Genomic DNA, 24,300 nt, shown 5'->3' on the forward strand with positions numbered 1-24,300 from the left:
CATCCGCGATATTCGTGCGCGATGGCGGAAGTGGCTCTTCCATTCATCGCGGGTCGTCCTATGAATAATCCTGGGAAACGCGTGTATCTGCCGTTGTCGCTGGCTTTCTCTGTCGCGCTATTGAGCGGCTGCGCCAGTCCTCCGCCACCGCCTCCTGCTGCACCGCCACCACCGCCGGTGCGTACCTGTCAGACCCTGGAAAACACTCAGGTGTCGGGCGATATGTATGTTGACGAGCAGGTCACCCGGCATATCACCACCACCCGGTGTGTCACGCAGTAGTGCTGTAGGGGTGCTTGCCGGTGCACTTTGTCAGGCCATTACCCAAAGTCACTGTCTTACGGATAACCCCTGTGGGAGCGGGCTTGCTCGCGAATGCGGTGTGTCATTCAAGGCAATGCTGCCTGACACTCCGACTTCGCGAGCAAGCCTGCTCCCACAGGGTTAATCATTTGTCAGAGAGATCAGGACAGGAACCCACCGTCCACATTCAGCGAAACCCCGGTGGTGTAGCTCGATGCATCACTTGCCAGATACAGCACCGCCCCGGCCATTTCACTCGGATCGGCCACGCGCTTGAGCGGGATCTGCGTCAGTGCCTGCTTGAGGATCGCGTCATTCTTCACCAAGGCCGAAGCGAATTTGGTGTCGGTCAGGCCCGGCAGCAAGGCGTTGCAGCGGATGCCGAATTGCGCGCATTCCTTGGCGAAGACCTTGGTCATGTTGATCACCGCTGCTTTGGTCACCGAGTAGATGCCCTGGAACACGCCCGGTGAAATACCGTTGATCGAGGCGACGTTGATGATGCTGCCGCCACCGTTTTCGCGCATCAGCTTGCCGGCTTCCACCGACATGAAGAAGTAGCCACGGATGTTCACGTCGACAGTCTTCTGGAACGCACCCAGATCGGTGTCCAGCACGTTGCAGAACTGCGGGTTGGTCGCCGCGTTGTTCACCAGAATATCGAGGCGACCGAACTGTTCCTTGATCCCGGCGAAGACCTGGCTGATCTGTTCCATTTCACCAATGTGGCAGGCCACGGCGGTGGCCTTGCCGCCGGCGGCGATGATCGCGTCGGCGACGTGCTGGCAGCCTTCGAGCTTGCGGCTCGAGACGATCACGTGGGCGCCTTGCTGGGCCAGCAGTTTGGCGATGGCTTCGCCGATGCCACGGCTGGCGCCGGAGACGAATGCGATTTTGCCGTCGAGGTCGAACAACTGAGTCTTGGACATAAGGGTTCCTTGGTGTAAGCCGTCAGAGGCTCGATTTCGCAATGACCTGCAGGCTCATGTGCTCCAGCAGTTTGTTCATGTGAATGAACTGCGCGAAGCGTTTGTCCTGAGTCTGGCCGTGGTAGAAGCGGTAGTAGATCTGCTGCACGATGCCGGCCAGACGGAACAGGCCGTAGGTGTAGTAGAAGTCGAAATTGTCGATCTGGATGCCCGAGCGTTCGGCGTAGTAATCGACGAATTCGCGTCGAGTCAGCATGCCCGGGGCGTGGCTCGGCTGGCGGCGCATCAGTTGCACCGGTGCCGGATCATCGGCCTGAATCCAGTAGGCGAGGGTGTTGCCCAGGTCCATCAGCGGATCGCCGAGGGTGGTCAGTTCCCAGTCGAGCACGCCGATGATCTGCATCGGGTTGTTCGGGTCAAGGATCACGTTGTCGAAGCGATAGTCGTTGTGGACGATGCTTGAGGTCGGATGGTCGGCCGGCATCTTGTCGTTGAGCCAGGCTTTGACTTTCTCCCAGTGCGGCGCGTCCGGGGTCAGGGCTTTTTCGTAGCGCTCGCTCCAGCCCTTGATCTGGCGGGCGACATAGCCTTCAGGTTTGCCCAGATCGCCGAGGCCGCAGGCGTTGTAGTCAACCCGGTGCAGTTCGACGAAACGGTCGATGAAGCTCTTGCACAGTGCTTCAGTCTTGGCCGCATCAAGGCCCAGTTCTGGCGGCAGGTCGGAGCGCAGGATGATGCCCTTGACCCGTTCCATCACATAGAACTCGGCGCCGATCACTGACTCGTCGGTGCAGTGCACGTAGGCTTTCGGGCAGTAGGGGAAACCGTCGCGCAGTTGATTGAGGATGCGGAATTCGCGGCCCATGTCGTGGGCGGATTTGGCCTTGTGGCCGAACGGCGGCCGGCGCAGCACGAACTCCTGCTGCGGGTATTCCAGAAGGTAAGTCAGGTTCGACGCACCGCCGGGGAACTGGCTGATCTGCGGCGTGCCGGTCAGCCCCGGAATGTGCCTCTTCAAGTACGGATCGATCAGGCTGGCATCGAGTTCTTCGCCAGAGCGGATACGGGTGGACTGGTCAGTAAGCGCCATGCTTATCCCTTCTGCTTATTTTGGAGGCCAGACATCATTGGCTAATCTAATGGCGCACTCGGGCGGCCACAAGCGCGCAGCGGTCTTATAGGTTAGCGTGTTGCAGGATAATCAGCGTTTCGAATAGGTACGGCAGCAGGGCGCTGCCGGCTCTTTTCAATGCACGCGCTGGTTGTTGAGCCTGGGGGGCAGGGCGATGGGCGTCAGCACCGGTTGCCCTGAGAAGAACGCCACGAGATTTTTTCCCACCAGTTCCACCGTGCCTTGGGTGGCCTCGGGTGACAGGCCGGCGACGTGTGGCGTGAGAATCACATTACTCAGGGTTTTCAGCGCATCTGGCACCTGCGGTTCGTGATCGAACACGTCCAGTGCGGCGCCGGCAATCCGCCGTTGCTCAAGGGCGCTGATCAGCTCAGCGGTGGCGATCACACTGGCCCGCGCGATGTTGACGATGAAACCGTTCGGGCCAAGGGCGTCGAGCACCGGGCGAGTCACCAGATGCTGGGTGCCAATCCCGCCCGGCGTGGCGACGATCAGAAAGTCCGAGGCCCGCGCCAGTTCGGTTGGCGTCGAGCAGAACGCATAGGGCACATCACTGCGCAGTTGACGGTTGTGATAACTGATCTGCATGTCGAAACCGAGGTGAGCACGCTTGGCAATCGCCATGCCCACCGCGCCCAGGCCGAGAATCCCCAGGCGTTTATTGGCCAGCGACGGGCGCATGATCTTCGGCCATTCACCCCGGCGCACCGCCGCGTCGCAGCGCGGAATGTCGCGCACCAGCGCCAACAGCATCGCCATCGCATGATCGGCCACCGACGAAGCGTTGACCCCGGCACCATTGGTCACGGTGATCCCGCGATCGCTGGCAGCCTGCAGGTCAACGTGTTCATAACCGGCGCCGATCACGGTGATGATTTTCAGCGCCGGCAGGGCGGCGATTTCCTCAGCGGTCAGTCCCAGCGGGCCACGGGTCAGCACCGCGTCGATCCTTGCGCCGTGGCTGGCGATGGCTTGCGCACGTTCGGCAGGGGTTGGTGCGAGGATCAGGTGAAAACCCTGATGCTCGAGAATCGGCAGATAGTCATTGATGGTTTCAACCAGTACCAGAACGGTGGCGGGCATTGCGCGGCTCCTGTGATCTATGACGGTGTGGTCGCGAAAGTCGTGTCAGAGTGCTGATTCCAGAGCGGTTTGGCAATGGTGGCCGCAGCCCCGCTTCAGCCAGTGTAGGAGCTGAAACGGGGAGCGCGCGGGCGCTTCGTCAGAAGCTCACGTCGGCGCTGTTGATCAGCCGTGCAAATGCTCTGCCGAGGGTGGCGTTATGGTGCTCGATGATGACGTGGGCGGGTAATGCCGGGGTGTCCATGCAAGTGTGGGCGTCGGCCACCAGCAACGGCTTGAAGCCAAGATCCGCAGCGGCGCGGCATGTGGCGTCGATGCAGAACTGGGTCTTCATGCCGACCAGGTACAGATCTTCGACGTTTCGGCTTTTAAGTTGCTGCGCCAGATCGGTGCCATGGAAGGCGTTGGGTCGGGACTTGTCGAACACGTGGTCGGACTCGGCATTCAGGTCAAGTTCCGGCAGCAATTGCCAGAAGGGGCTGCCGGCGGCAATCGGCGAGCCTGCCGGGCCGGTGTGGCGCACGGCGTAGATCGGCACGCGTTGCTGGCGTGCCTGGCGGATCAGCTGCTGGATGTTGGCGAGCACACGCTCGCCGTCGTGGGGTTTTTCCGGGCCATGGAACAGACCGACCTGCATATCGATGATCAACAATGCTGCGGACATGATGTTTCTCCTTGAGGGCTGCAAAAGCCGCACGGACGGGAGAAACAACAAAGCCCCGTCCATTGCTGGCGGGGCCTTGGGTTCACTGCGCTGGATTCATCTCAGGCAGCAACACCACGACCCGCCGGTGGCGGTCGTGGTGGTACGGGTGAGGTGCAGCGGGCGAACGTTCATGCCGCCGATCATGCTGGCGGCGGCGAAGGGCTGTCAACTGGCGTATTGAGCGATGCCGTTGCCGAACGACCAATTCTCCTTTTTTACTTCCACCAGATTGATGAACACGTCTTCCATACGAATGCCCAGTTGGGTGTTCAGGTTGTGCGCGATGGTCTGGTACAGGGCTTTTTTCTGCTCCAGCGTCCGGCCTTCATTGAGGGTGATCTGGATAATCACCAACCGATCGCTGCGCTGGATGCCCAGGTATTGCGGGTCGAAGATGAAATGCTCGCCGTCGTGCTCGTTGAGAATCTGGAAGTTGTCGTGCTCCGGCACGTTGATGGTGCTGCGCATGGCGGCGTAGATCTGCTCGCCGATGCGTTTGGCGAAGGTGGGGTCAGAGTGTTTTTTGATTTCGACGCGGACGAGGGGCATGGGCAGAGACTCCGTTGGGTAGGGGACTTGTCTCACGCTAGAACATGTCGGCCAGATTGAAAGTGTGGGGTGATGAGCTCGCCGCTGTTTTTGTACGAGGCTACCTACGTTTTTCGCGGATTTTGCCTACGAATTTGGCGGATGCGTCTGCTATGCGGCTGCCGATGAACAAGAAATGATGAGGCATACAGTAGCTCGGGCGGTGACTGCCAACAGCCAAGGAAGGCAAATGCTCAAGAACGATCTTGAAAATCTGGAACTCGACAGGCTGGAGAATGAGTCAAGAAAGCTTGTGGCCGAGAGGAAAAAGCTATTGGCGGAGGAAAAAAAGCTTAAGAGAGAGACAAATTTATATCCGCTCGCAGTTATAGCTGGGGTGGTGACAGCAATCACCGCAGCAGCAGGTGTTTTCTTCAAGTTTTGAATGTTCGTTTCACAACCGTCCGACCCATGATCCAAAGGAAAATCCACATGAGTACCTATGATCGCAAAGCCAGAATGGAACAACTGGAACGTGAGCACGATGAGTGGGAAGAAAGAATGCGCATCAAAAACAAGGGCGATATGTACCCAATCTGGGGAATGCTAGCGTTCGGCCTGTTTTGCATGTCACTCGGATTCATGCTGGCTCGATCGATCTGATCAAATCTTCCCGCTCGTATTCCATTGAAACTTGCCGGAAAACGACATCTAACGTATCTGGAGCCGACAGCCATTTTCCCGAAAACGACAACCCGCTGATCTGCTCCGTACAACCATTCCTCAGCTAAGTCTTTGCTTCTGCTCATTTATCGCGGAGAATCGCGCCCCTGTTTCGGCCGGAGCATGTCTGTCGGTTTTTTCCGACGCGTCCTGACCGAGTGGCAAGTGACCGGAATGCGGAGATCCGACCGGATGAATGATCAGGCCAATAGCGTCGACGCACGCTATGAAGCGGCAGCACCAGCTGAACTGTCGAGCTGGAATCGCCATGACACCACGTGGATGTTGGGACTGTTCGGGACGGCCATTGGCGCCGGTACCCTGTTTTTGCCGATCAACGCGGGTCTGGGTGGCTTCTGGCCGCTGGTGATCCTCGCGCTGCTGGCCTTCCCGATGACATTCTTCGCTCACCGCGGCCTGACCCGCTTCGTGCTCTCCGGTCGCGAAGGCGCCGACATCACCGAGGTGGTCGAGCAGCATTTCGGCATCAAGGCCGGCGCGCTGATCACCCTGCTGTACTTCTTCGCCATCTTCCCGATCCTGCTGATCTACAGCGTCGGCCTGACCAACACGGTCGCCAGCTTCCTCGAACACCAACTGCACATCACGCCGCCACCGCGCGCGCTGCTGTCGTTCGTGCTGATCCTCGGCCTGCTGGCCGTGGTGCGTTGCGGCGAGCAGGCGATCGTCAAGGCGATGAGCCTGATGGTGTATCCGTTCATCGTCGCGTTGCTGTTCCTCGCGGTGTACCTGATTCCGCACTGGAATGGCGGCATTCTTACCACCGCTTCGCAAGTGCCGGCACCGTCGGCACTGCTGCACACACTGTGGCTGGCGATTCCGGTGATGGTGTTCTCGTTCAACCACTCGCCGATCATCTCGGCCTTCGCGGTGGACCAGAAGCGTCGTTACGGTGCCAATGCGGAGCAGCGCAGCTCGCAGATCCTCTGCCGCGCCCACCTGCTGATGGTGGTGATGGTGCTGTTCTTCGTCTTCAGTTGCGTGCTGACCCTGTCGCCGGAACAACTGGCCGAAGCCAAAGCGCAGAACCTGTCGATCCTGTCGTACCTGGCCAACCACTTCAGCAATCCGGCCATCGCTTTTGCGGCGCCGTTGATTGCCTTTGTGGCGATCTCCAAGTCGTTCCTCGGCCACTATATCGGTGCCAGCGAAGGCCTCAAGGGCCTGATCGTCAAGAGCGGCAAGCGTCCGGGCGCCAAAGCGCTGGATCGTATCGTGGCGGCGTTCATGCTGGTGGTGTGCTGGATCGTTGCAACCCTGAACCCGAGCATTCTCGGGATGATCGAGGCCGTCGGCGGTCCGGTGATTGCGGCGATCCTGTTCCTGATGCCGATGTACGCGATTCGTAAAGTACCGGCGATGGCGCGCTATCGCGGTCAGGCGTCGAACGTATTCGTTACCCTGGTCGGTCTGGTGGCCATTTCGGCGGTGATTTATTCGCTGACGGCGTAAGCCAAAGCGCCAGAGACTCAGCTACAGTGGCCGCTGTGCGTGATACGCACAGCGGCTTTTTTTCGTCTGGAGACAGTGGATTGTCGAGCGCGCCCCAATCAGTAGAGCCACCCAATCGCTGGCAGGACATCCTCGCCGGTCTGTCGATTGCCGGTCTGCTGTTGCCCGAAGCTGTCGCCTATTCGACCATCGCCGCACTGGCGCCCCAGGCCGGGGTGATTGCGCTGTTTGCCGGGTTGCTGTGCTATGGGTTGTTTGGCACCAGCCGCTTTGCCATTGTCTCGGCCACGTCTTCGTCAGCAGCGGTGCTGGCGGCGGCCACCGCGACCATGGCCAATGGCGACCCGCAGTTACGCGCGACCCTGGCGGTCGGGTTGGTGCTGGTCACCGGTGGGCTGTTCTTGCTGGCGGGGATCTTTCGTTTCGGCAGCGTCACTGCGTTTATCGCCAAACCGGTACTGCGCGGCTTCGCTTTCGGCCTCGCGCTGACCATCATCCTCAAGCAGGTCGCCAGCGTGGTCGGCGTGCACCTGATCGACGCCAATCTGGTGCGCTTCGCCCCGCAACTGCTCGAACAACTGCCGCAGTGGAACTGGCCGGCGGCGGCCGTCGCAGCGGTGGCGCTGGTGCTGTTGGGACTGTTCTCGCGCTTTCCACGGGTGCCTGGCGGTTTGCTGGTGGTGGTGATCGGCATCGTCGCCGGGCAATGGCTGAACCTGCCGGCTCATGGCGTGAGCATGATCGGTTTGATCGACCTGAGCCTGGAGGTGCCGAGCCTGCCGGTGCTGCCGTTTGCCGACTGGCTGCGGCTGGGGGAGGTGGGGTTTGCGCTGGTGATGATTCTGTACGCCGAGTCGTACGGCTCGATCAGTTCGTTCGCCCTCAAGCACGGTGATCGTGTGACCTCCAACCGCGATCTGCTGGCGCTCGGCGCAGCGAACTTGTTGTCCGGATTGTTCCATGGCATGCCGGCGGGGGCCGGGTATTCGGCAACGTCGGCGAACGAGGCCGCTGGCGCGACTTCTCGCTGGGCCGGTGGGGTGGCGGCGCTGGTGGTGCTGGTGATCGTGCTGACGGTGCTGCCGTGGATCGCCCTGACACCGGAGCCGATTCTGGCGGCCATCGTGGTTCATGCGCTGGCGCGGGGCTTGAGTCTGCAGCCGCTGGGGCGCTATTTCGTCTGGCGCCGGGATCGGCTGCTGGTGCTGTGCGCGGTGGGGGCGGTGCTGGTACTGGGCATTCTCGACGGCTTGCTGGTGTCGGTGGCCATCAGCGTGTTGCTGATGCTCAAACAGATGTCGGCGGCGGACATTCAGGTGCTCGGTCGGATCGACGGCGGGCATGATTTTGTCGATCTGCAGCGTCACCCAACGGCGGTGACTGAGTCGGGAGTGCTGATTGTGCGGCCCAGTGAGGCGTTGTTCTTTGCTAACGTCGAGCGAGTTCTTGGTGCAGCTTTGCACTTGATTCGTCATTCGGACGTGGCGCTGCACACGGTGATTCTCAGTCTGGAGGAAACCCCGGATCTGGACGGCACCAGCATTGAGGCGATCCAGGAGTTCTTCCTGCGGGTGCATCAGGAGGGCAAGCGCCTGATTCTGGCGCGACTCAAGCATGAGGCGCTGGCCGTGTTGGAGGCGTTGCCGGAGGTAACGGCCAACGGGGTGATACTCAGCGGGCTGAGCGTCGATGGTGCGGTGCAGCAGGCCTTGAAGCCTGCTCCCACAGGTCCCCAGACATAAAAAAACGCCGCGCATCTCACGATGGGCGGCGTTTTCTATTGCTTTGTAACGTTAGGCTTGAACGACTGGAATCTTGGCGTTCGCAGCGGCTTCACGGAACTCGGCGATCTGGTCGAAGGACAGGTAGCGGTAGACATCGGCCGCCATGCTGTCGATCTTGCCAGCGTATTCCATGTACTCCTCGACGGTCGGCAGGCGACCCAGGATCGAAGCCACGGACGCCAGCTCGGCCGAAGCCAGGTAGACGTTCGCGCCGTCGCCCAGACGGTTCGGGAAGTTACGGGTCGACGTCGAGACCACGGTGCTGTTCGGCTCAACGCGTGCCTGGTTACCCATGCACAGCGAGCAGCCTGGCATTTCCATGCGTGCGCCGGCCTTGCCGTAGATGCCGTAGTAGCCTTCTTCGGTCAGTTGGTGAGCGTCCATCTTGGTCGGCGGCGACAGCCACAGACGGGTTGGCAGCTGACCCTTGACCTGATCCAGCAGTTTACCGGCAGCACGGAAGTGACCGATGTTGGTCATGCACGAACCGATGAACACTTCGTCGATCTTCTCGCCAGCCACGCTGGACAGCAGACGGGCGTCGTCCGGATCGTTCGGCGCGCACAGTACCGGCTCGTTGATGTCGGCCAGATCGATTTCGATGACTTCGGCGTATTCGGCGTCGGCATCGGCTTCCATCAGCTCAGGGTTGGCGATCCAGGCTTCCATCGCTTGCGCGCGACGTTCCAGGGTACGCGCATCGCCGTAGCCTTCGCCGATCATCCAGCGCAGCAGGGTGATGTTGGACTGCAGGTACTCGGTGATCGACTCTTTCGACAGCTTGATGGTGCAACCGGCAGCCGAACGTTCGGCCGAGGCGTCGGACAGTTCGAACGCCTGTTCCAGGGTCAGACCTTCCAGGCCTTCGATCTCCAGGATGCGGCCGGAGAAGGCGTTTTTCTTGCCTTTCTTCTCGACGGTCAGCAGACCGTTCTGGATGGCGAAGTAAGGAATGGCATGAACCAGGTCACGCAGGGTGATGCCAGGTTTCATTTTGCCTTTGAAGCGCACCAGGATCGATTCCGGCATGTCCAGCGGCATGACGCCGGTGGCAGCGGCGAACGCGACCAGACCGGAACCGGCCGGGAACGAGATGCCCATCGGGAAGCGGGTGTGCGAGTCACCACCGGTACCTACGGTGTCCGGCAGCAGCATGCGGTTCAGCCACGAGTGGATGATGCCATCGCCCGGACGCAGGGAAACGCCGCCGCGGGTCATGATGAAGTCAGGCAGGGTGTGGTGGGTGGTCACGTCGATCGGCTTCGGATACGCCGCGGTGTGGCAGAAGGACTGCATCACCAGGTCAGCGGAGAAGCCCAGGCACGCCAGGTCTTTCAGTTCGTCACGGGTCATCGGACCGGTGGTGTCCTGAGAGCCGACGGTGGTCATTTTCGGTTCGCAGTAGGTGCCAGGACGAACGCCTTTGCCTTCTGCCAGACCGCACGCCTTGCCGACCATTTTCTGCGCCAGGGTGAAGCCCTTGGTGCTTTCAGCCGGTGCTTCCGGCTTCTTGAACAGATCGAATGCCGGCAGACCCAGTTCGGCACGAGCCTTCTCGGTCAGGCCACGGCCGATGATCAGCGGAATACGACCGCCGGCACGGACTTCGTCCAGCAGCACAGGGGTCTTCATTTCGAAGGTGGTGATGACTTCGTCGGTACCGTGCTTGCAGACCTTGCCTGCGTGCGGGTACAGGTCGATCACGTCGCCCATGTTCATGTTCGACACATCGAACTCGATTGGCAGTGCGCCGGCATCTTCCATGGTGTTGTAGAAGATCGGAGCGATTTTGCTGCCGAAGCAGAAACCGCCAGCGCGCTTGTTCGGCACGTAAGGGATGTCGTCGCCGAAGAACCACAGCACCGAGTTGGTCGCCGATTTACGCGAGGAACCGGTACCAACCACGTCACCGACGTAGGCGATCGGGAAGCCTTGACCGCGCATCTCTTCGATCTGCTTCATCGGGCCGGTCTTGCCTTGCTCGTCCGGAACGATGCCGTCACGGGCCATTTTCAACATGGCCAGGGCGTGCAGCGGGATGTCAGGACGCGACCAGGCGTCTGGTGCCGGGGACAGGTCGTCGGTGTTGGTTTCGCCGGTGACCTTGAACACGCGCAGGCTGATCTTGTCGGCCAGGACAGGGCGTTTCTTGAACCACTCGCCATCAGCCCAGGATTGCAGCACGGCTTTGGCGTGAACGTTGCCGTTCTTGGCTTTTTCAGCCACGTCGTGGAAGGCATCGAACATCAGCAGGGTGTGCTTGAGTTCTTCGGCAGCCACTGGCGCCAGCTCGGCGTTGTCCAGCAGCTCAACGAGGGTCACGATGTTGTAGCCGCCCTGCATGGTGCCGAGCAGTTCTACAGCGCGCTTCTTGTCCAGCAGAGGGGAGGTGACTTCGCCTTTGGCCAGGGCCGACAGGAAACCGGCTTTGACGTAAGCGGCTTCGTCCACTCCTGGTGGTACGCGATTGGTGATCAGGTCAACGAGGAAAGCTTCTTCGCCAGCCGGAGGATTCTTCAGCAGCTCGACCAGGCCTGCAGTTTGTTCGGCGTTAAGCGGCTGGGGAACGATACCCAGGGCTGCACGCTCTTCGATATGTTTGCGGTAGGCTTCAAGCACAGTTATTACCCTCATCAGTGGTCCCAAATGGGTGTCCGGGACGCTCATCCCGAAATTGCCGTACTCGTGCACCGCACGACGTTTTGGGTCGTTTGGCCAGAATTACCGGCAATTCCTTACAGAAGCTGCTTTCAAAGTTTTACGCCTGCAGAACGGGGAGCTGATGAGGGTTGGCGTTGGGCTTTTCCCCGCTGGAAAAACCCTTCGCCAACACCGCTCTGAAGGAACGACTGTGCTCGTGACGCTTTGAAAACAGCTTCTAACGGACATTGGCGCCTTAAAAGGCTGGCTGATTCTACGGCAAAAAAAATTTAAAGGTAAGTCGCGCTCTATTGGACTTTGGTGGCGTTGTGCGCAGGTTAGTCAAACCGCGGGCCAGCGCTTGCCCCTGACGTTTGAGGGGTGATCAATGCCCGACAAAGGGCTAACATGCCGGCCTGTTCCGCGTTTCAGTGTTTTGCCAATTTATGCCCAATCAGACCATCAAGACCCCCTGCGTCGGCCTCTGCTCCACTGTTTACGGAGATCTGGTGTGCCGTGGCTGCAAGCGTTTCCACCACGAAGTGATCCACTGGAATGGTTACGGCGAGGAGGAAAAGCGTGCGGTGTGGTTGCGTCTGGAGCAATTGCTGTCACAAGTGATGGCGAGCAAGGTCGAGATCTTCGATCCAGCGCGGCTGCGCCAACAGCTGGAGCAGCGCAAGATCCGCTTTGTGCCGCATCAGTCGGAATATTGCTGGGCCTATCAGCTGATTGCGCGCGGGGCGCGGGTGATCATTAATCTGGAAGCCTACGGGATGGTGTTGCTGCCGGAGTTCCGCGACTGGAACCTGCCGGAGTTGCGCGATGCCATTGATCGGGAGTTTTTCCTGCTGTCGGAAGCGCATTATCAGCGCTACATCGCCCCGGGCTTCCTGAAAGACGCCTTCGGCGCCTAAAAGCTTCGCGAGCAGGCTCGCTCCCACAATGATCGCAGTGGAATGCAAATATTGTGGGAGCTGGCTTGCCAGCGATGAAGTCGGTGCATCCAATATCGATGTTGACTGACCCACCGCTATCGCTGGCAAGCCAGCTCCCACAGGGATATGCATTCCAACCGTGGGGGCGAGCCTGCTCGCGAAGGCGCCGGTTCAGGCACCGTAATCCTCAGTGCTTCACTGCCAACTCCACCAGATGATCCTCAACCTCCTGCGGCTTGAGCACCAGCACGTCGCTTTCCAGCGCATCCAGCACCACTTCGGCGGTATTGCCGATCAGTGCGCCTGACAACCCGGTCCGCGCCACGGTGCCGATCACGGTCACTGCCGCTTGCAGTTTGTGCGCCATGAACGGAATCAGCACATCCGCCGGGCCTTCCTCGATGTGCAGGTGTTCGTCGTCAACATCGAACTCGGCCTGAAACGCCTTGCACTGTTCGCGGTACCTCGCTTCGATGGTTTCCTTGAGTTGAAAGGTCGGATCCGCTGCCGAGAGCATGGGTGACGGATGCGCCGTGATCACATGCAGATGCGCCTTGGCGAGGCTGGCAATGTCGTAGCCGTGATCAATGATCGTAGTGTGCAAATGCCGGTGTTCGCCATCGGCATTGCCCACGTCCACGGCCGCAAGAATCACCCGGTCTTTCCAGGAAGTGGATGTTTTTACCAATAGCACCGGGGTCGGGCAGTGCCGCAGCAGTTTCCAGTCCGCCGGCGTCAGCAGGGCCTTTTTCAGCGCACTGTCGGGATAGTGCTGCTTGACCACCAGCCCGCAGCCTTCGGCCTGCTGCACATCGATGATGGTTTCATGCAGGCTCTCGTTCCACGCCTGTTCGGTGGTCGCGCTGTAGCCATCCGCCAGCAGCGCGGCTTTGAGCACGCCGAGCATGCCGGCGTGGTCGTGCTTGCGGTCGCACACCAGCAGGTGCAGATGGGCCTGGGTCACGCCGGCGATCAGCTTGGCGCGCTTGAGCGCCAGGCTTTCCGAATGTTCGGGTTCGATGACCACCAGAATGCTGCGAATGGCTTGCATGAGCGGAGTCTCCAGCAAAGAAAAGGCACGGCGTTGCACAACTATAGTTGCTGCTCATGCGCCTGCGACTTGATACATATCAACGCCTGCGACTGGTGGTCTGCGGGCAGGCCGGTATAATCGGCGGCCTTTGCTCGTACACCTTTTACCGTGAGCCCCATGATCCTTCCCGAAATCCACGAATTCCTTGGCTGCCGCACGCCCGACGCCTGGGTCCAGGCGGCACTGGCCGATCAGGAAACCCTGCTGATCGACCACAAGAACTGCGAGTTCAAGGCCGCCAGTACCGCGTTGAGCCTGATTGCCAAGTACCATTCCCACGTCGACCTGATCAACATGATGTCGCGTCTGGCCCGGGAAGAACTGGTGCATCACGAACAAGTCATGCGCCTCATGAAACGCCGCAAGATCGAGCTGCGCCAGTTGCACGCCGGGCGTTACGCCTCGGGCCTGCGCAAAGTGGTGCGCAGCCATGAGCCGGTGAAACTGGTGGATACCCTGGTGGTCGGCGCATTTATCGAAGCGCGCAGTTGCGAGCGTTTCGAAGCGCTGGTGCCGCATCTGGACGAAGAACTCGGCAAGTTCTATTTCGGCCTGCTGAAAAGCGAGGCGCGGCACTTCCAGGGTTATCTGAAACTGGCTTACCAGTACGGCGACGCGAAGGACATCGCTCAGGTGATCGACAAGGTCCGCGTTGCCGAGCAGGAGCTGATCGAGTCGCCGGACGAAGAGTTCCGCTTCCACAGTGGTGTGCCGGCCGCGGCCTGAAACACAAACTGTTAAAAACTCTTAAGAGTATGAAATATCACCGAAAACCGGCCCCTGCGGCCGGTTTTTGCTGCCCGAAACAACGCCTCGCCGACGAATCCCGCCATACTGTCGCCCACTTCACACATGGGTTGGCAGACGGTCGTTATGGATAACCTGGGTTTTGGCAAAGTCCTGCTGGTCGAAGACGATGAGCGTCTGGCCACGTTGATTGCGCACTTTCTCGAACAACATGGCTACGAGGTGCGCGCGGTGCATCGCGGTGATCTGGCAGTGGCCGCGTTTCTCGAGTTTCAGCCCAAAGTGGTGGTGCTCGACCTGATGCTGCCGGGGCAGAGCGGCCTGCACGTGTGCCGGGAAATCCGCAGCGTGTCGGACACGCCAATTGTCATCCTTACCGCCAAGGAAGACGACCTCGACCATATTCTCGGCCTGGAATCCGGCGCCGACGACTACGTGATCAAACCGATCAAACCGCCGGTACTGCTCGCTCGGCTGCGCGCCTTGCAGCGGCGGCAGATGCCGGAAGCTGGCGTGGTCAGTGCGCTGGAGTTCGGGCGCTTGAGCATCGATCGCAGCTGTCGCGAAGTGCGTCTGGCCGGCGAGATCATCGAAATGACCACCATGGAATTCGAGCTGCTGTGGTTGCTGGCCAGCGCCGCCGGTAAGACCCTGTCCCGCGATGACATCCTCAATCGCATGCGCGGTATCGCTTTTGACGGGCTCAACCGCAGCGTCGACGTGTACATCAGCAAGTTGCGCAACAAACTCAAGGACAACCCACGCGAACCGGTGTGCATCAAGACCGTGTGGGGCAAGGGGTATCTGTTCAATCCGTTCGCGTGGGAGCTGTAGATGCTGCGGTTATTCCTCGGGCTGTTTCTGGTGATGACGGTGGGCCTGGTCCTGGCCCTGCAAACTGTCGAGCGTACGTTCGATGCCTTGCTCGACTATCAGATGCAGGACTACAACCGCGAGGCGGTGCGTGGTCAGGCCTGGACGCTGGGGGAGTTGCTGCGCAACCTCGACGGCCCGGCCCGTGAAAAACAATTGCAGGCCCTGCGCCCGCACTATGGCCTGGGGTTGACCTTGGTCGACGCCGATCAACTGGCGCTCAGCGACGAGGAAAAAGCCGAGCTTGCTCAAGGCTTGCTGGTGATCCGCGACAAATACACCCAATACATTTCAGCCATCGACGGCGGCTCGCAACTGCTCAGCATTCGCTTGCCCGCCGAACCCAGCCTGATGCCGTTCTACATTGCCGGTGCCTACTTGATGATCGCCGTGCTGATCGGCTGTGTGTTGTTTTTCTGGGTGCGTCCGCACTGGCGCGATCTGGAAAAACTGCGTCTGGCCGCCGAGCGCTTTGGCGACAACGACCTGTCGGTGCGCATTCAACTGTCCAAGCGCTCGAACATTCGCGATCTGGCTGAACACTTCAACCTGATGGCGGCGCGCATCGAGAGTTTGATCGCCAATCAGCGTGAGCTGACCAACGCGGTTTCCCACGAACTGCGCACGCCGATTGCGCGATTGTCGTTCGAACTCGACCAGCTCAAGCAGCAACCGGACGCCAGCCAGAACCGCGAACTGATCGCCGACATGTACGCCGACCTTGGCGAGCTGGAAGAAATGGTCTCCGAGCTGCTGACCTACGCCAGCCTCGAACGTGGCGCGACGGTGATCAAGTGCGAAAACATTCAAGCGGCCAACTGGCTCGACAGCGTGGTCGGCAGCGTGGCGCTGGAGGCGGAAGCGGCGGGGGTGCAGTTGCTGATTGGTGACTGCCTGCTCGACACCGTACGCATCGAGCCGCGCTTTATGGCGCGCGCAGTGATCAATCTGCTGCGCAACGCCATTCGTTATGCCGAGCGCCGTGTCGAAGTGACGCTGGTGCGCAGCGGCGATTACTACGAAGTGCGGGTCAACGACGACGGTCCGGGTGTGCCGGTGGAAGGTCGGGAGAAAATCTTCGAGCCGTTCTCGCGGCTGGATGCCAGTCGCGATCGGCGTACCGGCGGTTTCGGCCTGGGTCTGGCGCTGGTGCGGCGGGTGTCGCAGTCTCATGGCGGGCAGGTCGAGGTCGGGGAATCGGTGTGGGGTGGGGCGTCGTTCCGGATGACCTGGGCGCATCTGGACTGATTTGTGCTGTCAGTTCCGGCCCTATCGCTGGCAAGCCAGCTCCCACAGGCTTTGTGTACGCCCCGGAACCTGTGGGAGCTGGCTTGCCAGCGATAGGGCCATCAAGCACATCACAAAACTGTACTTATTTGACCAACCCCAACCGCTCATGCCACTGCGCAATCGACTCCTCGGGATACACCGCAAACTGCTTGTCCTTGGGTTTCGCATCCACCTCGACCCAGGACGCCTTCGACCCCAGCATCAAATGTGTGTGCTGCGGCGGTACCGGCAGTGGCGTATCGATGGCCGAGGCGAACGGATGAATCAAGTCCGGCCATTCCGGGCTGAACAGCCACAAGCCGCTGCCGCACTGTGAGCAGAAATGCCGCTCGGCGGTGCTGCGATGGCCACGTTTTTCACCTGCTTCCTTCATCTTCGCGTGGTAGATGCTGATGTGCTTGCGCCCCTGAACCTTGAGGCTGGCCGCATCGCCACCGAGGTTGATCGCGTAACCGCCACCGCCTTGAGTCTTGCGGCAGATCGAGCAGTAGCAGCGTTGATAGGGGTAGGGATGGGCGCTGGTCAGGCTGAAATTGACGGCGCCGCAATGGCAGGAGCCTTCGAGGTGCATGAGGGGCCTCCGGTTGGCTGAAGGGGTGCGGTTGAGCCTAGAAGATTTGTGGCGATCATGCAGACGCTTTCGCGAGCAGGCTCGCTCCCACAGGGGCGCGCGTTCGAGAATGTGGGAGCGAGCCTGCTCGCGAAGAACGATAACTCGGTCGCACTGGACGCCCACCGCCAGCCCGGTCAGCATGTCCCAAAAAAAGGCACTCCAACCCATGCGAAGACTCCCCTCACTGGCGGCCCTGCGAACCTTCGAATGCGCCGCCCGCCACGCGCATTTCGGCCGGGCTGCCGCCGAGTTGTGCGTCACCGACAGCGCGGTCAGCCACCAGATCCGTCAGCTCGAAGAGCAGCTCGGCGTCTCGCTGTTCATTCGCGAAGGCCGGCAGATCCGCCCGACCATCGCCGCCGGACGCCTGATGCAGAGCCTGCAGCAGGCCTTCGAACTGATCGGCGAGGCCTGTGATGAACTGCGCGATCCTTCCTCGCTGGCGGTGTTGCGCCTGGCGGTTACCGCCGAGCTGGCGCAAAAGTGGCTGATGAACCGCCTCACCGATTTCTACGCGCGCTATCCGCACATCACCCTGCATCTCTACGAACAGCCGATCGACGCCAGCGCGCCGGGCGAAGACATTGACCTGGCGATCACCTACGGCACCGGCCCGGTGGACAGCAGCGCCTACTTCGTACGGCCGTTGCCTGCGCTGCAATTCTTCCCGGTATGCAGCCCGGGGCTGTTCAATCAGGGCAGTCTGAAATCCCCGAAAGACCTAGCGCGCCACTGCCTGCTGCACGACGATCAGGACGGCAAGACCTGGACCGCCTGGCTCACCAGTCACGCCGGCGATCTGCGCCCGCAGCGCCAGTTGTATTTCGCCCATGCCGGTCTGGCGCTGGAAGCGGCGGCGCAGGGGCAGGGCGTGGCGATGGGCGACAACCTCACCGCGCAGGAGGACTTGCTGAGCGGGCGGCTGGTGCGGCCATTCACCTCGAGCATGACCGCGCTCGGCCAGTACGCGCTGGTCTGCGAACGGCTGCGCCTGGAGCGGCCGGCGGTGGCGCAGATGCTTGAATGGTTCAACGATCAACTGGCCGATTGATGAGTTGAATTCAACTGTTCCGCAATAATCATCGTTGGCGGGCCAGCCGTCCGCGATCGTAGCCTGTGGTCATTCCCAACCCCAAGACGAGGTTTGACCATGGCACGTTTGCTCGACTCCACCCCCAAGCGCGACGGCTTCCGTCTGCCCGGCGAATTCGAAGCCAAGTCCGGCTGCTGGCTCGGCTGGCCGGAGCGCACCGACGTGTGGCGCAACGGCGCGAAACCGGCGCAGAAAGTCTGGGTGCAGATCGTCACCGCCATCTCCCACAGCGAACCGGTCACCGTCTGCGCCTCCGCCGCGCAATTCGCCACCGCCCGCCGCCAGTTGCCGCCGCAAGTGCGCGTGGTCGAGATGACCTGCAACGACACCTGGTTCCGCGACAGCGGTCCGTGCTTCGTGGTCAACGACCAGAGCGGCGAAGTGCGCGGCGTCGACTTCGAGTTCAACGCCTACGGTGGGCTCGACGGCGGTTTGTACTACCCGTGGGACAAGGACGACCAGATCGCCAGCAAGATCCTCGAAATCGAACGCTTCGACCGTTACCGCGCACCGCTGATTGCCGAACTCGGCGGCATCCAGAGCGATGGTCAGGGTAGCATCCTCACCACCGAACAGTGCCTGCTCAACCGCAATCGCAACCAGCATCTGGGCAAGGACGAAGTAACCCGGCGCCTGACCGATTACCTCGGCGCCGAACAAGTGATCTGGCTGCCACGCGGCTGCAAGTTCGACGAAACCGATGGCCATGTCGATGACCTCGCCTGCTTCGTCCGCCCCGGCGAAGTGGTGCTGCAATGGACCGACAACCGCGACGATCCGCAGTGGGAAATCTATCAAGAGGCCTACGACATCCTGCGCAGCACCCGCGACAGCCGTGGCCGCGAGTTGATCGTGCACAAGCTGCCGCAACCGGACGTGCTGGAGTGGACCGCCGAAGAAGCCGAAGGCCTCGATCAGCAGGACAGCACTCACACCCGTCAGGCCGGCACCAGAATCTGTGCGTCGTACATCAACTACTACGCCGGCAACAGCTCGATCGTGGTGCCGCTGTTCGGTGATCGCAACGATCAGGTGGCGCTGGCGACCCTCGCCGAACTGTTCCCGCAGCACAAGATTGTCGGCATCGAGAATTCCCGGGAAATCCTCCTCGGTGGCGGCAACGTCGCGTGCATCACCATGCCGCAATACGCCGGCCAGAAAAAAGGAGCCTGACCATGGGCCTGCACAAACTGAGTAAAGCGTTATTGCTGGTGCTTGCACCCCTGTGTGTGCAGGCCGCCGACACCGCCAGACCGGTGGTTAATCTGTATATCTGGGGCGAGTACCTGGCCCCGGATACGCTGAAGAACTTCGAGGCGCAGACCGGTATTCAGGTGGTCGCCGATCACTTCGATTCGCTGGAAACCGTAGAGACCAAACTGCTCACCGGACGCAGCGGGTATGACCTGGTACTGACCGCCGGCCAGCACCTGTCGCGGGCCATTGAAAGCGGTGCGATCCAGCCGCTGGACAAGGCCCGGGTGCCGCACTTTGCCGGGGTTGGCGAGGAGTTCCGCCAGCACATGGCGGTGTTCGATCCGGGTAACCGTTACGCCGGCATTTATGCCTGGGGCACCACCGGCGTCGGCTATCAGGAGCAAGCGATCAAGCAGCGTTTACCAGAAGCGCCGACCGACAGCTGGGCGATGCTGTTCGACCCGGCGGTGGTGGCGAAATTTGCCGATTGCGGGGTGAGTCTGCTCAACGATCCAAACGAAGTGTTCGCCGCAGTCATGAAGTACCTGGGCCTGGACATCAACCGGCAGAACCTTGATGACTTGAAACTCGCCGAGCAGCAACTGGCGAAGATCCGCCCGTACATTCGCTACTTCGACAACGATCTGAACATCAGCGACCTGGCCAACGGCAACACCTGCGTGGCGATGTCGTGGAATGGCAACGTGGCGATTGCGGCGGGGCAGGCGCAAGCGGCGAACAAGCCGTTCCAGCTCAGTTACCGTATCCCCAAAGAAGGCACGTTGATCTGGTTTGACGCCATGGTCATTCCCAAGGATGCGCCGCATCCACAGGCCGGGCTGGCGTTGATGGATTACCTGATGACGCCTGAGGTGATCGCGCCGATCACCGACACCATCCACTACGCCAATGCGATCACGGCGGCGGATGGTCTGGTGGATGCGTCGATCCGTAATGATCCGGGGACGTATCCGTCGGAGGCGGTGCGGGCTTCGCTGTATAGCAAGAATGACAATGGCAAGGCGTTCAATCGGGCTTTGATTCGGGCGTTCAGCAAGTTGAAGTCAGGTCTTTGATTTGAGGTTGAGTCGACGGGCGCCTTCGCGAGCAAGCCCGCTCCCACATTTTGAAATGCGTTCCTCTGTGGGAGCGGGCTTGCTCGCGAAGAACGATAACGCGGTCTAGACCTTGGCAACGCGCCACAAATACCAAGCTGCCACCGTCCGATACGGACTCCACGCCAAGCCGATCTCGATCATCTGCCTGCGCGTCGGCTGTACCTCCAGCGCCTTCAATCGGCGATAGCCCTCGCGCACGCCAAAATCATCCGCCGGCAGAATATCCATGCGCTCCAGGCTGTAAATCAGCAGCATCTCCACGGTCCAGCGGCCAACCCCGCGCAGGCTGACCAGGCGTTCGATCAGCGCTTCATCCTCCATTGCCAGCGCGGTGGGATAATCCGGCACTACACCGTCCAGCGTTGCCTGGGCGATGCCCTGAATGGTCGCAATCTTGCCCGCCGAAAAACCGCAGCCGCGCAGTTGATCGAAGTCGGTCGCGAGAATCTGTTCAGGCCGGGGAAACGTCTGCCCCGGAAACAGCGCCACCAGACGCCCGACAATTGCATCCCCAGCCTTGGCGTGCAGTTGCTGATAAGCAATTGCCCGCACCAGCGATTCGTAAGGGTCATGCGCCGGGTGCGGTTGATGCAGGCACTGGCCGACGGCTGCAACGTGGCGCTGCCAGTCCTCGTCGAGCGCGGCCAGAAATTCGCTGGCCGCCTGATAACGATCCGGCATGCTATTTCAGCAGTCCGTTGACTTCGCCGTAGGTCAGCGCCTTCAGGTCGTGGGTGTCGAGCTTGCCGCTGGCGAGGAAGCTTTTCACCAGCGAACCCATCGCGCCGTAGAGGAACTCGGCGATCCCGGACCCGGCGCTCAAGCGCCGCACGCCCAGAGCTTGCAGCTCGGTCGGCGACGGCAGGCAGGCGAAGCCGAGCACGTTCACCGGCAGTGACGTGCCCTTGCAGATTGCCTCGATTTCATAAGCGGCGGTCACGCCAGCGGCAAACAAGCCATCGGCCCCGGCGGCCTGGTACAACGCTGAACGGTGCAGGGTTCCGGCGACGCGATCCTCGGCCGGTACCAGGCCCTTGAGGTAGACGTCAGTGCGCGCGTTGATGAACAGCTTCACACCACGCTTCTGAGCGATCTGCCGTGCTACTTCAATCTTGCGCGCCAACAGCTCCGGGGCGCCGCTGCCGTCCTCGATATTGATCCCGACCGCACCGGCGGCGAGCACCGCATCGACCACTTCGGCCACACGGCCAAGGTCATCGGAATAACCCGCCTCGATGTCCACGCTCAGCGGCACCTGGATCACCCGCGCGATGGATTCCACGGTTGAAATCAGCCGTTCAAGGGGCAGGGTGTTGCCGTCTGGATAGCCATGCGCCCAAGCGACTGCCGCGCTGCTGGTGGCGACCGCTTGCCCACCCGCGTGCTCGACCAGCCGCGCGCCGGTGGCGTCGGCGACGTTGGTCAGGATCAGCAGACCTTCCTGGTGTAACTGGTGGAACCGAGTGTCGAGTGCGTTCATCGAGATCCCTTCTTGTGAGTGGTGCAAAGCGTCAGAAAGCCAGTGGTTGCGTGAGCTGCACCGCAGCGTTTTCCAGCCTCAGCAGAAACGCCTTGCGCGGCTGTCCACCACCATAGCCGGTCAGCGAACCGTCCGCACCGATCACCCGATGGCACGGAACCACGATCGACAGCCGATTGTGCCCATTGGCCAAACCTACCGCGCGACTGGCGCCGGGTTTGCCCAGGCGTGAGGCGATGGCGCCGTAGGTGCTGGTCTGGCCATAGGGAATTTGCAGCAGTTGCTCCCAGACTTGCCGGTCGAACGCGCTGCCGGGCAGGTGCAGCGGGACGCTGAACAGAGTGCGGGTCCCGGCAAAATATTCGTTGAGTTGCTCTTCGATCTGCCGCAAATGCGCGTTGTGTCCCGGTGCGACCACGTAGCCATGGCGGGCCTGCAGTTCCTCGACCTCGCGGGTCAGCGCCGGGCGATCGAGAAACTCCAGCAACACCAGTCCGCGACGTTCGGCCATCGCGATCATCGGCCCCAGCGGCGTGGTCAGGCGGGTGAACAGCAGCGGTTCACTGTGGGCCGCACGACCCGGGGTGATGTGGAACGACTTCTGGAACGCATCGCGAAAACCGCTGAGCGATTCATAGCCTGAGTCGAACGCCGCATGGTCAATCGAGGTGCCTTGGCGAATCCCGCCCAGCGCCATACCGAGCCGGCGCGTGCGCAGCCACGCATGAAAGGTCATGCCGAAATGCTGCTTGAACCAGCGCCGCAGCTTCAGCGGTTCGATGCCTGCGGCCAGCAGTTGCGCATCGCTCCAGCGCACTTCCGGGTCGGCATCGACGGCGGTGAGCAGGTGCTGAACCCAGTCGGGGGCGATGGCGGCAGCGTCCAGCGGCTTGCAGCGCAGGCAGGCGCGATAACCGGCGCTCAAGCACTCATCGGCATGGGCGAAGAATTCGACGTTCTCCGGTTTCGGCTTGCGCGCCGTGCAGCTGGGGCGGCAGAAGATCCCGGTGGTTTTCACGGCCGTGAAGAACACCCCTTCGTAGGCGGTGTCGCGTTCGAGCATGGCGCGAACCATCTCGGCGTGGGGCGGCAGGAGTGCGGTTTGTATGTTCATGGCCTGAGCTTAAATCCAGGATTTCGATGGCTCCACCGAAAAATCGACAGTGAATTTCCAGAACCTCTGAACTACCGTGTAGGAGCTGCCGAAGGCTGCGATCTTTTGATCTTGTTTCTTAAAATCAAAAGCAAAAGATCGCAGCCTTCGGCAGCTCCTACAGAGTGGGTGAGGTGTCGAGTTTATGCATCCGTTTTCGATTCAACATATTGATCACATCGTCCTGCGTGTCGCCGATCTGCAACGCAGTATCGAATTCTACCGCCAGGTCTTCGGCGCCGAGGTGGTCAGGCACAACGAACCATTGGGTCTGGTGCACCTGCGCGCCGGCACCTCGATGATCGACCTCGTCGACTTGCAAGGCGAACTTGGCAAAAAGGGTGGCGGGGCGGCCGGTAAAGAGCGGCGCAACGTCGATCACTTCTGCCTGCGCATCGAGCCGTTCGATGAACCGGCGCTGACCGAGCACTTGCAGGCGCACGGTCTGACCGTGGAAAAAGCCGCCAGACGCTTCGGCGCCGAGGGCTACGGCCTGTCGCTGTATTGCTTCGACCCGGACGGCAATCAGGTCGAACTCAAAGGCCCGTCCGAGGCTTAAGCACGTTTGGCGAACAACAGCACTGAAGCGGCCGCCGACAGCAGCCCTGCACAGCAACGGTTGAAGACCCGTTTGCCGCGCGGCTCGGCGAACCAGCGGCGCATGTGCAGGCCCATCCACGCGTAGGCGCCGATGGCAATCCATTCCAGCAGCAGAAACAGCGCGCCGAGCACGGCGAATTGCGCCGGCACCGGGCGGCTCGGATCAACGAATTGCGGCAGAAACGCGGTGAACAACAGGATCGCTTTCGGATTGCCCGCCGCCACCAGAAACTCCTGACGTGCCAGCCGCCAGAACCCCACCGACGCTCCGTCCATCTGCTGCTCAGCCTCGGGGTTGGCGCGCCAGAGTTGCCAGGCCAGGTACAGCAGGTACGCCGCGCCAATGATCTTGATCGCATGGAACAGCCATTCCGAGGTCTGCAGCACCACCGACAATCCCGCGCCGGCGAGGGCAATCATTGCGGCGAATGCAACGATTCGCCCGATACCGGCGGCGCAGGCCCGACGATAGCCGTAGCGGGTGGCATTGCTCACCGACAGCAGGTTGTTCGGGCCGGGGGCCATGTTCAAAGCAAAACAGGCCGGGAGAAACAGCGAAAGCGTGGCGAGATCCATGGGCTTGGGCTCCGGAAGCGATGACGCTTTTTTATCACAGACTGCGGGCGCGTTGACCCGTACAGTCATGCGGTGCTGTCGCGGTACAGCCTTGGCAGCCTCTTTGATCGAGTCGAACTTTTCTGATTCTCCAGAACTCTGAAAGGTCTGAAGGCGATGGTTTCGTCAGAAAAATCTGTGCGCCAAGTCAGAAAAAGGCGTTTGCCGTGTAATATCCTTCCAAAGCTG

The 24,300-nt window shown here is 60.9% G+C and carries 25 protein-coding genes; 13 read left to right on the forward strand and 12 right to left on the reverse strand.

Annotated elements, in window-relative coordinates:
- Positions 1-60: 60 nt before the first annotated feature.
- Positions 61-282 carry a hypothetical protein gene (locus tag HDC30_RS10475; protein ID WP_045122399.1) on the forward strand — a complete coding sequence of 74 codons (222 nt, stop codon included), beginning with the start codon at positions 61-63 and terminating at the stop codon, positions 280-282.
- Between the two features lie 182 nt (positions 283-464).
- On the opposite strand, the gene HDC30_RS10480 is transcribed toward HDC30_RS10475, so the two are convergent.
- The 5 genes from HDC30_RS10480 to HDC30_RS10500 form a co-directional block, all read right to left on the reverse strand.
- Complete coding sequence (locus HDC30_RS10480) at positions 465-1,232, reverse strand: SDR family oxidoreductase (protein ID WP_007965755.1); 768 nt, start codon at positions 1,230-1,232, stop codon at positions 465-467.
- 22 nt (positions 1,233-1,254) lie between these two features.
- Positions 1,255-2,322: a phosphotransferase family protein gene (locus HDC30_RS10485; protein ID WP_096795931.1), complete on the reverse strand. Its 1,068-nt coding sequence runs from the start codon at positions 2,320-2,322 to the stop codon at positions 1,255-1,257.
- Between the two features lie 156 nt (positions 2,323-2,478).
- A complete protein-coding gene (locus tag HDC30_RS10490; protein WP_103367859.1) occupies positions 2,479-3,447 on the reverse strand; it encodes a 2-hydroxyacid dehydrogenase in 969 nt (322 codons plus the stop codon).
- A 139-nt stretch (positions 3,448-3,586) separates the two neighbouring features.
- Positions 3,587-4,111 carry a cysteine hydrolase family protein gene (locus HDC30_RS10495; RefSeq protein ID WP_183782813.1) on the reverse strand — a complete coding sequence of 175 codons (525 nt, stop codon included), beginning with the start codon at positions 4,109-4,111 and terminating at the stop codon, positions 3,587-3,589.
- A gap of 207 nt (positions 4,112-4,318) precedes the next feature.
- Positions 4,319-4,702, reverse strand: a complete 384-nt coding sequence (locus HDC30_RS10500; protein WP_096795934.1) for a tautomerase family protein — start codon at positions 4,700-4,702, stop codon at positions 4,319-4,321.
- Positions 4,703-4,931: 229 nt separating this feature from the next.
- Between HDC30_RS10500 and HDC30_RS10505 the strand changes: the two genes are divergently transcribed.
- The 4 genes from HDC30_RS10505 (at position 4,932) to HDC30_RS10520 (ending at position 8,619) form a co-directional block, all read left to right on the forward strand.
- Positions 4,932-5,126: a hypothetical protein gene (locus HDC30_RS10505; protein WP_096795935.1), complete on the forward strand. Its 195-nt coding sequence runs from the start codon at positions 4,932-4,934 to the stop codon at positions 5,124-5,126.
- A gap of 47 nt (positions 5,127-5,173) precedes the next feature.
- Positions 5,174-5,344 carry a hypothetical protein gene (locus HDC30_RS10510; protein ID WP_007965765.1) on the forward strand — a complete coding sequence of 57 codons (171 nt, stop codon included), beginning with the start codon at positions 5,174-5,176 and terminating at the stop codon, positions 5,342-5,344.
- Between the two features lie 252 nt (positions 5,345-5,596).
- Positions 5,597-6,877, forward strand: coding sequence for an HAAAP family serine/threonine permease (locus HDC30_RS10515; protein ID WP_027613177.1), 1,281 nt, complete (start codon positions 5,597-5,599; stop codon positions 6,875-6,877).
- An 80-nt stretch (positions 6,878-6,957) separates the two neighbouring features.
- A complete protein-coding gene (locus HDC30_RS10520; RefSeq protein WP_183782815.1) occupies positions 6,958-8,619 on the forward strand; it encodes a SulP family inorganic anion transporter in 1,662 nt (553 codons plus the stop codon).
- A gap of 51 nt (positions 8,620-8,670) precedes the next feature.
- On the opposite strand, the gene acnB is transcribed toward HDC30_RS10520, so the two are convergent.
- Positions 8,671-11,280, reverse strand: a complete 2,610-nt coding sequence (gene acnB, locus HDC30_RS10525) for a bifunctional aconitate hydratase 2/2-methylisocitrate dehydratase (RefSeq protein WP_027613175.1) — start codon at positions 11,278-11,280, stop codon at positions 8,671-8,673.
- A gap of 467 nt (positions 11,281-11,747) precedes the next feature.
- Here acnB and HDC30_RS10530 point away from each other — a divergent pair, with 467 nt between their 5' ends.
- Positions 11,748-12,218 (forward strand): DUF1289 domain-containing protein, encoded by a 471-nt coding sequence (locus HDC30_RS10530; protein WP_007965774.1) that lies wholly within the window; start codon positions 11,748-11,750, stop codon positions 12,216-12,218.
- Positions 12,219-12,426: 208 nt separating this feature from the next.
- On the opposite strand, the gene HDC30_RS10535 is transcribed toward HDC30_RS10530, so the two are convergent.
- On the reverse strand, positions 12,427-13,290 hold the full coding sequence (locus HDC30_RS10535) for a universal stress protein (RefSeq protein ID WP_150369608.1): 864 nt from the start codon (positions 13,288-13,290) through the stop codon (positions 12,427-12,429).
- A gap of 159 nt (positions 13,291-13,449) precedes the next feature.
- On the opposite strand from HDC30_RS10535, the gene HDC30_RS10540 reads away from it, so the two are divergent.
- The 3 genes from HDC30_RS10540 to HDC30_RS10550 all read left to right on the forward strand — a co-directional run bounded on the left by HDC30_RS10540 (position 13,450) and on the right by HDC30_RS10550 (position 16,200).
- A complete protein-coding gene (locus tag HDC30_RS10540; protein WP_183782817.1) occupies positions 13,450-14,058 on the forward strand; it encodes a tRNA-(ms[2]io[6]A)-hydroxylase in 609 nt (202 codons plus the stop codon).
- A 147-nt stretch (positions 14,059-14,205) separates the two neighbouring features.
- Complete coding sequence (locus HDC30_RS10545; RefSeq protein ID WP_027613172.1) at positions 14,206-14,913, forward strand: response regulator; 708 nt, start codon at positions 14,206-14,208, stop codon at positions 14,911-14,913.
- Entirely contained in the window at positions 14,914-16,200 is a 1,287-nt protein-coding gene (locus tag HDC30_RS10550; protein WP_027613171.1) for an ATP-binding protein, read from the forward strand.
- A 124-nt stretch (positions 16,201-16,324) separates the two neighbouring features.
- Here HDC30_RS10550 and HDC30_RS10555 read toward each other — a convergent pair whose 3' ends face one another.
- A complete protein-coding gene (locus HDC30_RS10555; protein WP_183782819.1) occupies positions 16,325-16,813 on the reverse strand; it encodes a GFA family protein in 489 nt (162 codons plus the stop codon).
- 208 nt (positions 16,814-17,021) lie between these two features.
- Between HDC30_RS10555 and HDC30_RS10560 the strand changes: the two genes are divergently transcribed.
- The 3 genes from HDC30_RS10560 (at position 17,022) to HDC30_RS10570 (ending at position 20,221) form a co-directional block, all read left to right on the forward strand.
- Entirely contained in the window at positions 17,022-17,906 is an 885-nt protein-coding gene (locus HDC30_RS10560; protein ID WP_123587923.1) for a LysR substrate-binding domain-containing protein, read from the forward strand.
- 99 nt (positions 17,907-18,005) lie between these two features.
- Positions 18,006-19,121, forward strand: coding sequence for an agmatine deiminase (gene aguA / locus HDC30_RS10565; RefSeq protein ID WP_027613168.1), 1,116 nt, complete (start codon positions 18,006-18,008; stop codon positions 19,119-19,121).
- 2 nt (positions 19,122-19,123) lie between these two features.
- Positions 19,124-20,221 (forward strand): extracellular solute-binding protein, encoded by a 1,098-nt coding sequence (locus tag HDC30_RS10570; RefSeq protein WP_096795939.1) that lies wholly within the window; start codon positions 19,124-19,126, stop codon positions 20,219-20,221.
- Between the two features lie 105 nt (positions 20,222-20,326).
- Here HDC30_RS10570 and HDC30_RS10575 read toward each other — a convergent pair whose 3' ends face one another.
- From HDC30_RS10575 to HDC30_RS10585, 3 genes are read right to left on the reverse strand one after another with little or no spacing between them, the layout of a single operon-like run.
- Positions 20,327-20,944 carry a DNA-3-methyladenine glycosylase gene (locus HDC30_RS10575; RefSeq protein WP_183782821.1) on the reverse strand — a complete coding sequence of 206 codons (618 nt, stop codon included), beginning with the start codon at positions 20,942-20,944 and terminating at the stop codon, positions 20,327-20,329.
- Position 20,945: 1 nt separating this feature from the next.
- Positions 20,946-21,743 (reverse strand): isocitrate lyase/phosphoenolpyruvate mutase family protein, encoded by a 798-nt coding sequence (locus HDC30_RS10580; RefSeq protein ID WP_183782823.1) that lies wholly within the window; start codon positions 21,741-21,743, stop codon positions 20,946-20,948.
- A gap of 31 nt (positions 21,744-21,774) precedes the next feature.
- Entirely contained in the window at positions 21,775-22,857 is a 1,083-nt protein-coding gene (locus HDC30_RS10585) for a bifunctional transcriptional activator/DNA repair enzyme AdaA (RefSeq protein WP_183782825.1), read from the reverse strand.
- 184 nt (positions 22,858-23,041) lie between these two features.
- Between HDC30_RS10585 and HDC30_RS10590 the strand changes: the two genes are divergently transcribed.
- Entirely contained in the window at positions 23,042-23,455 is a 414-nt protein-coding gene (locus HDC30_RS10590; protein ID WP_183782826.1) for a VOC family protein, read from the forward strand.
- Here the strand turns inward: HDC30_RS10590 and HDC30_RS10595 are convergent.
- Positions 23,452-24,072, reverse strand: a complete 621-nt coding sequence (locus tag HDC30_RS10595) for a LysE family translocator (RefSeq protein ID WP_183782827.1) — start codon at positions 24,070-24,072, stop codon at positions 23,452-23,454. The genes HDC30_RS10590 and HDC30_RS10595 overlap by 4 nt on opposite strands.
- Between the last annotated feature and the right edge of the window lie 228 nt (positions 24,073-24,300).

The organism is Pseudomonas sp. JAI115 (genome assembly GCF_014200835.1).
Classification (GTDB): Bacteria; Pseudomonadota; Gammaproteobacteria; order Pseudomonadales; family Pseudomonadaceae; genus Aquipseudomonas; species Aquipseudomonas putida_A.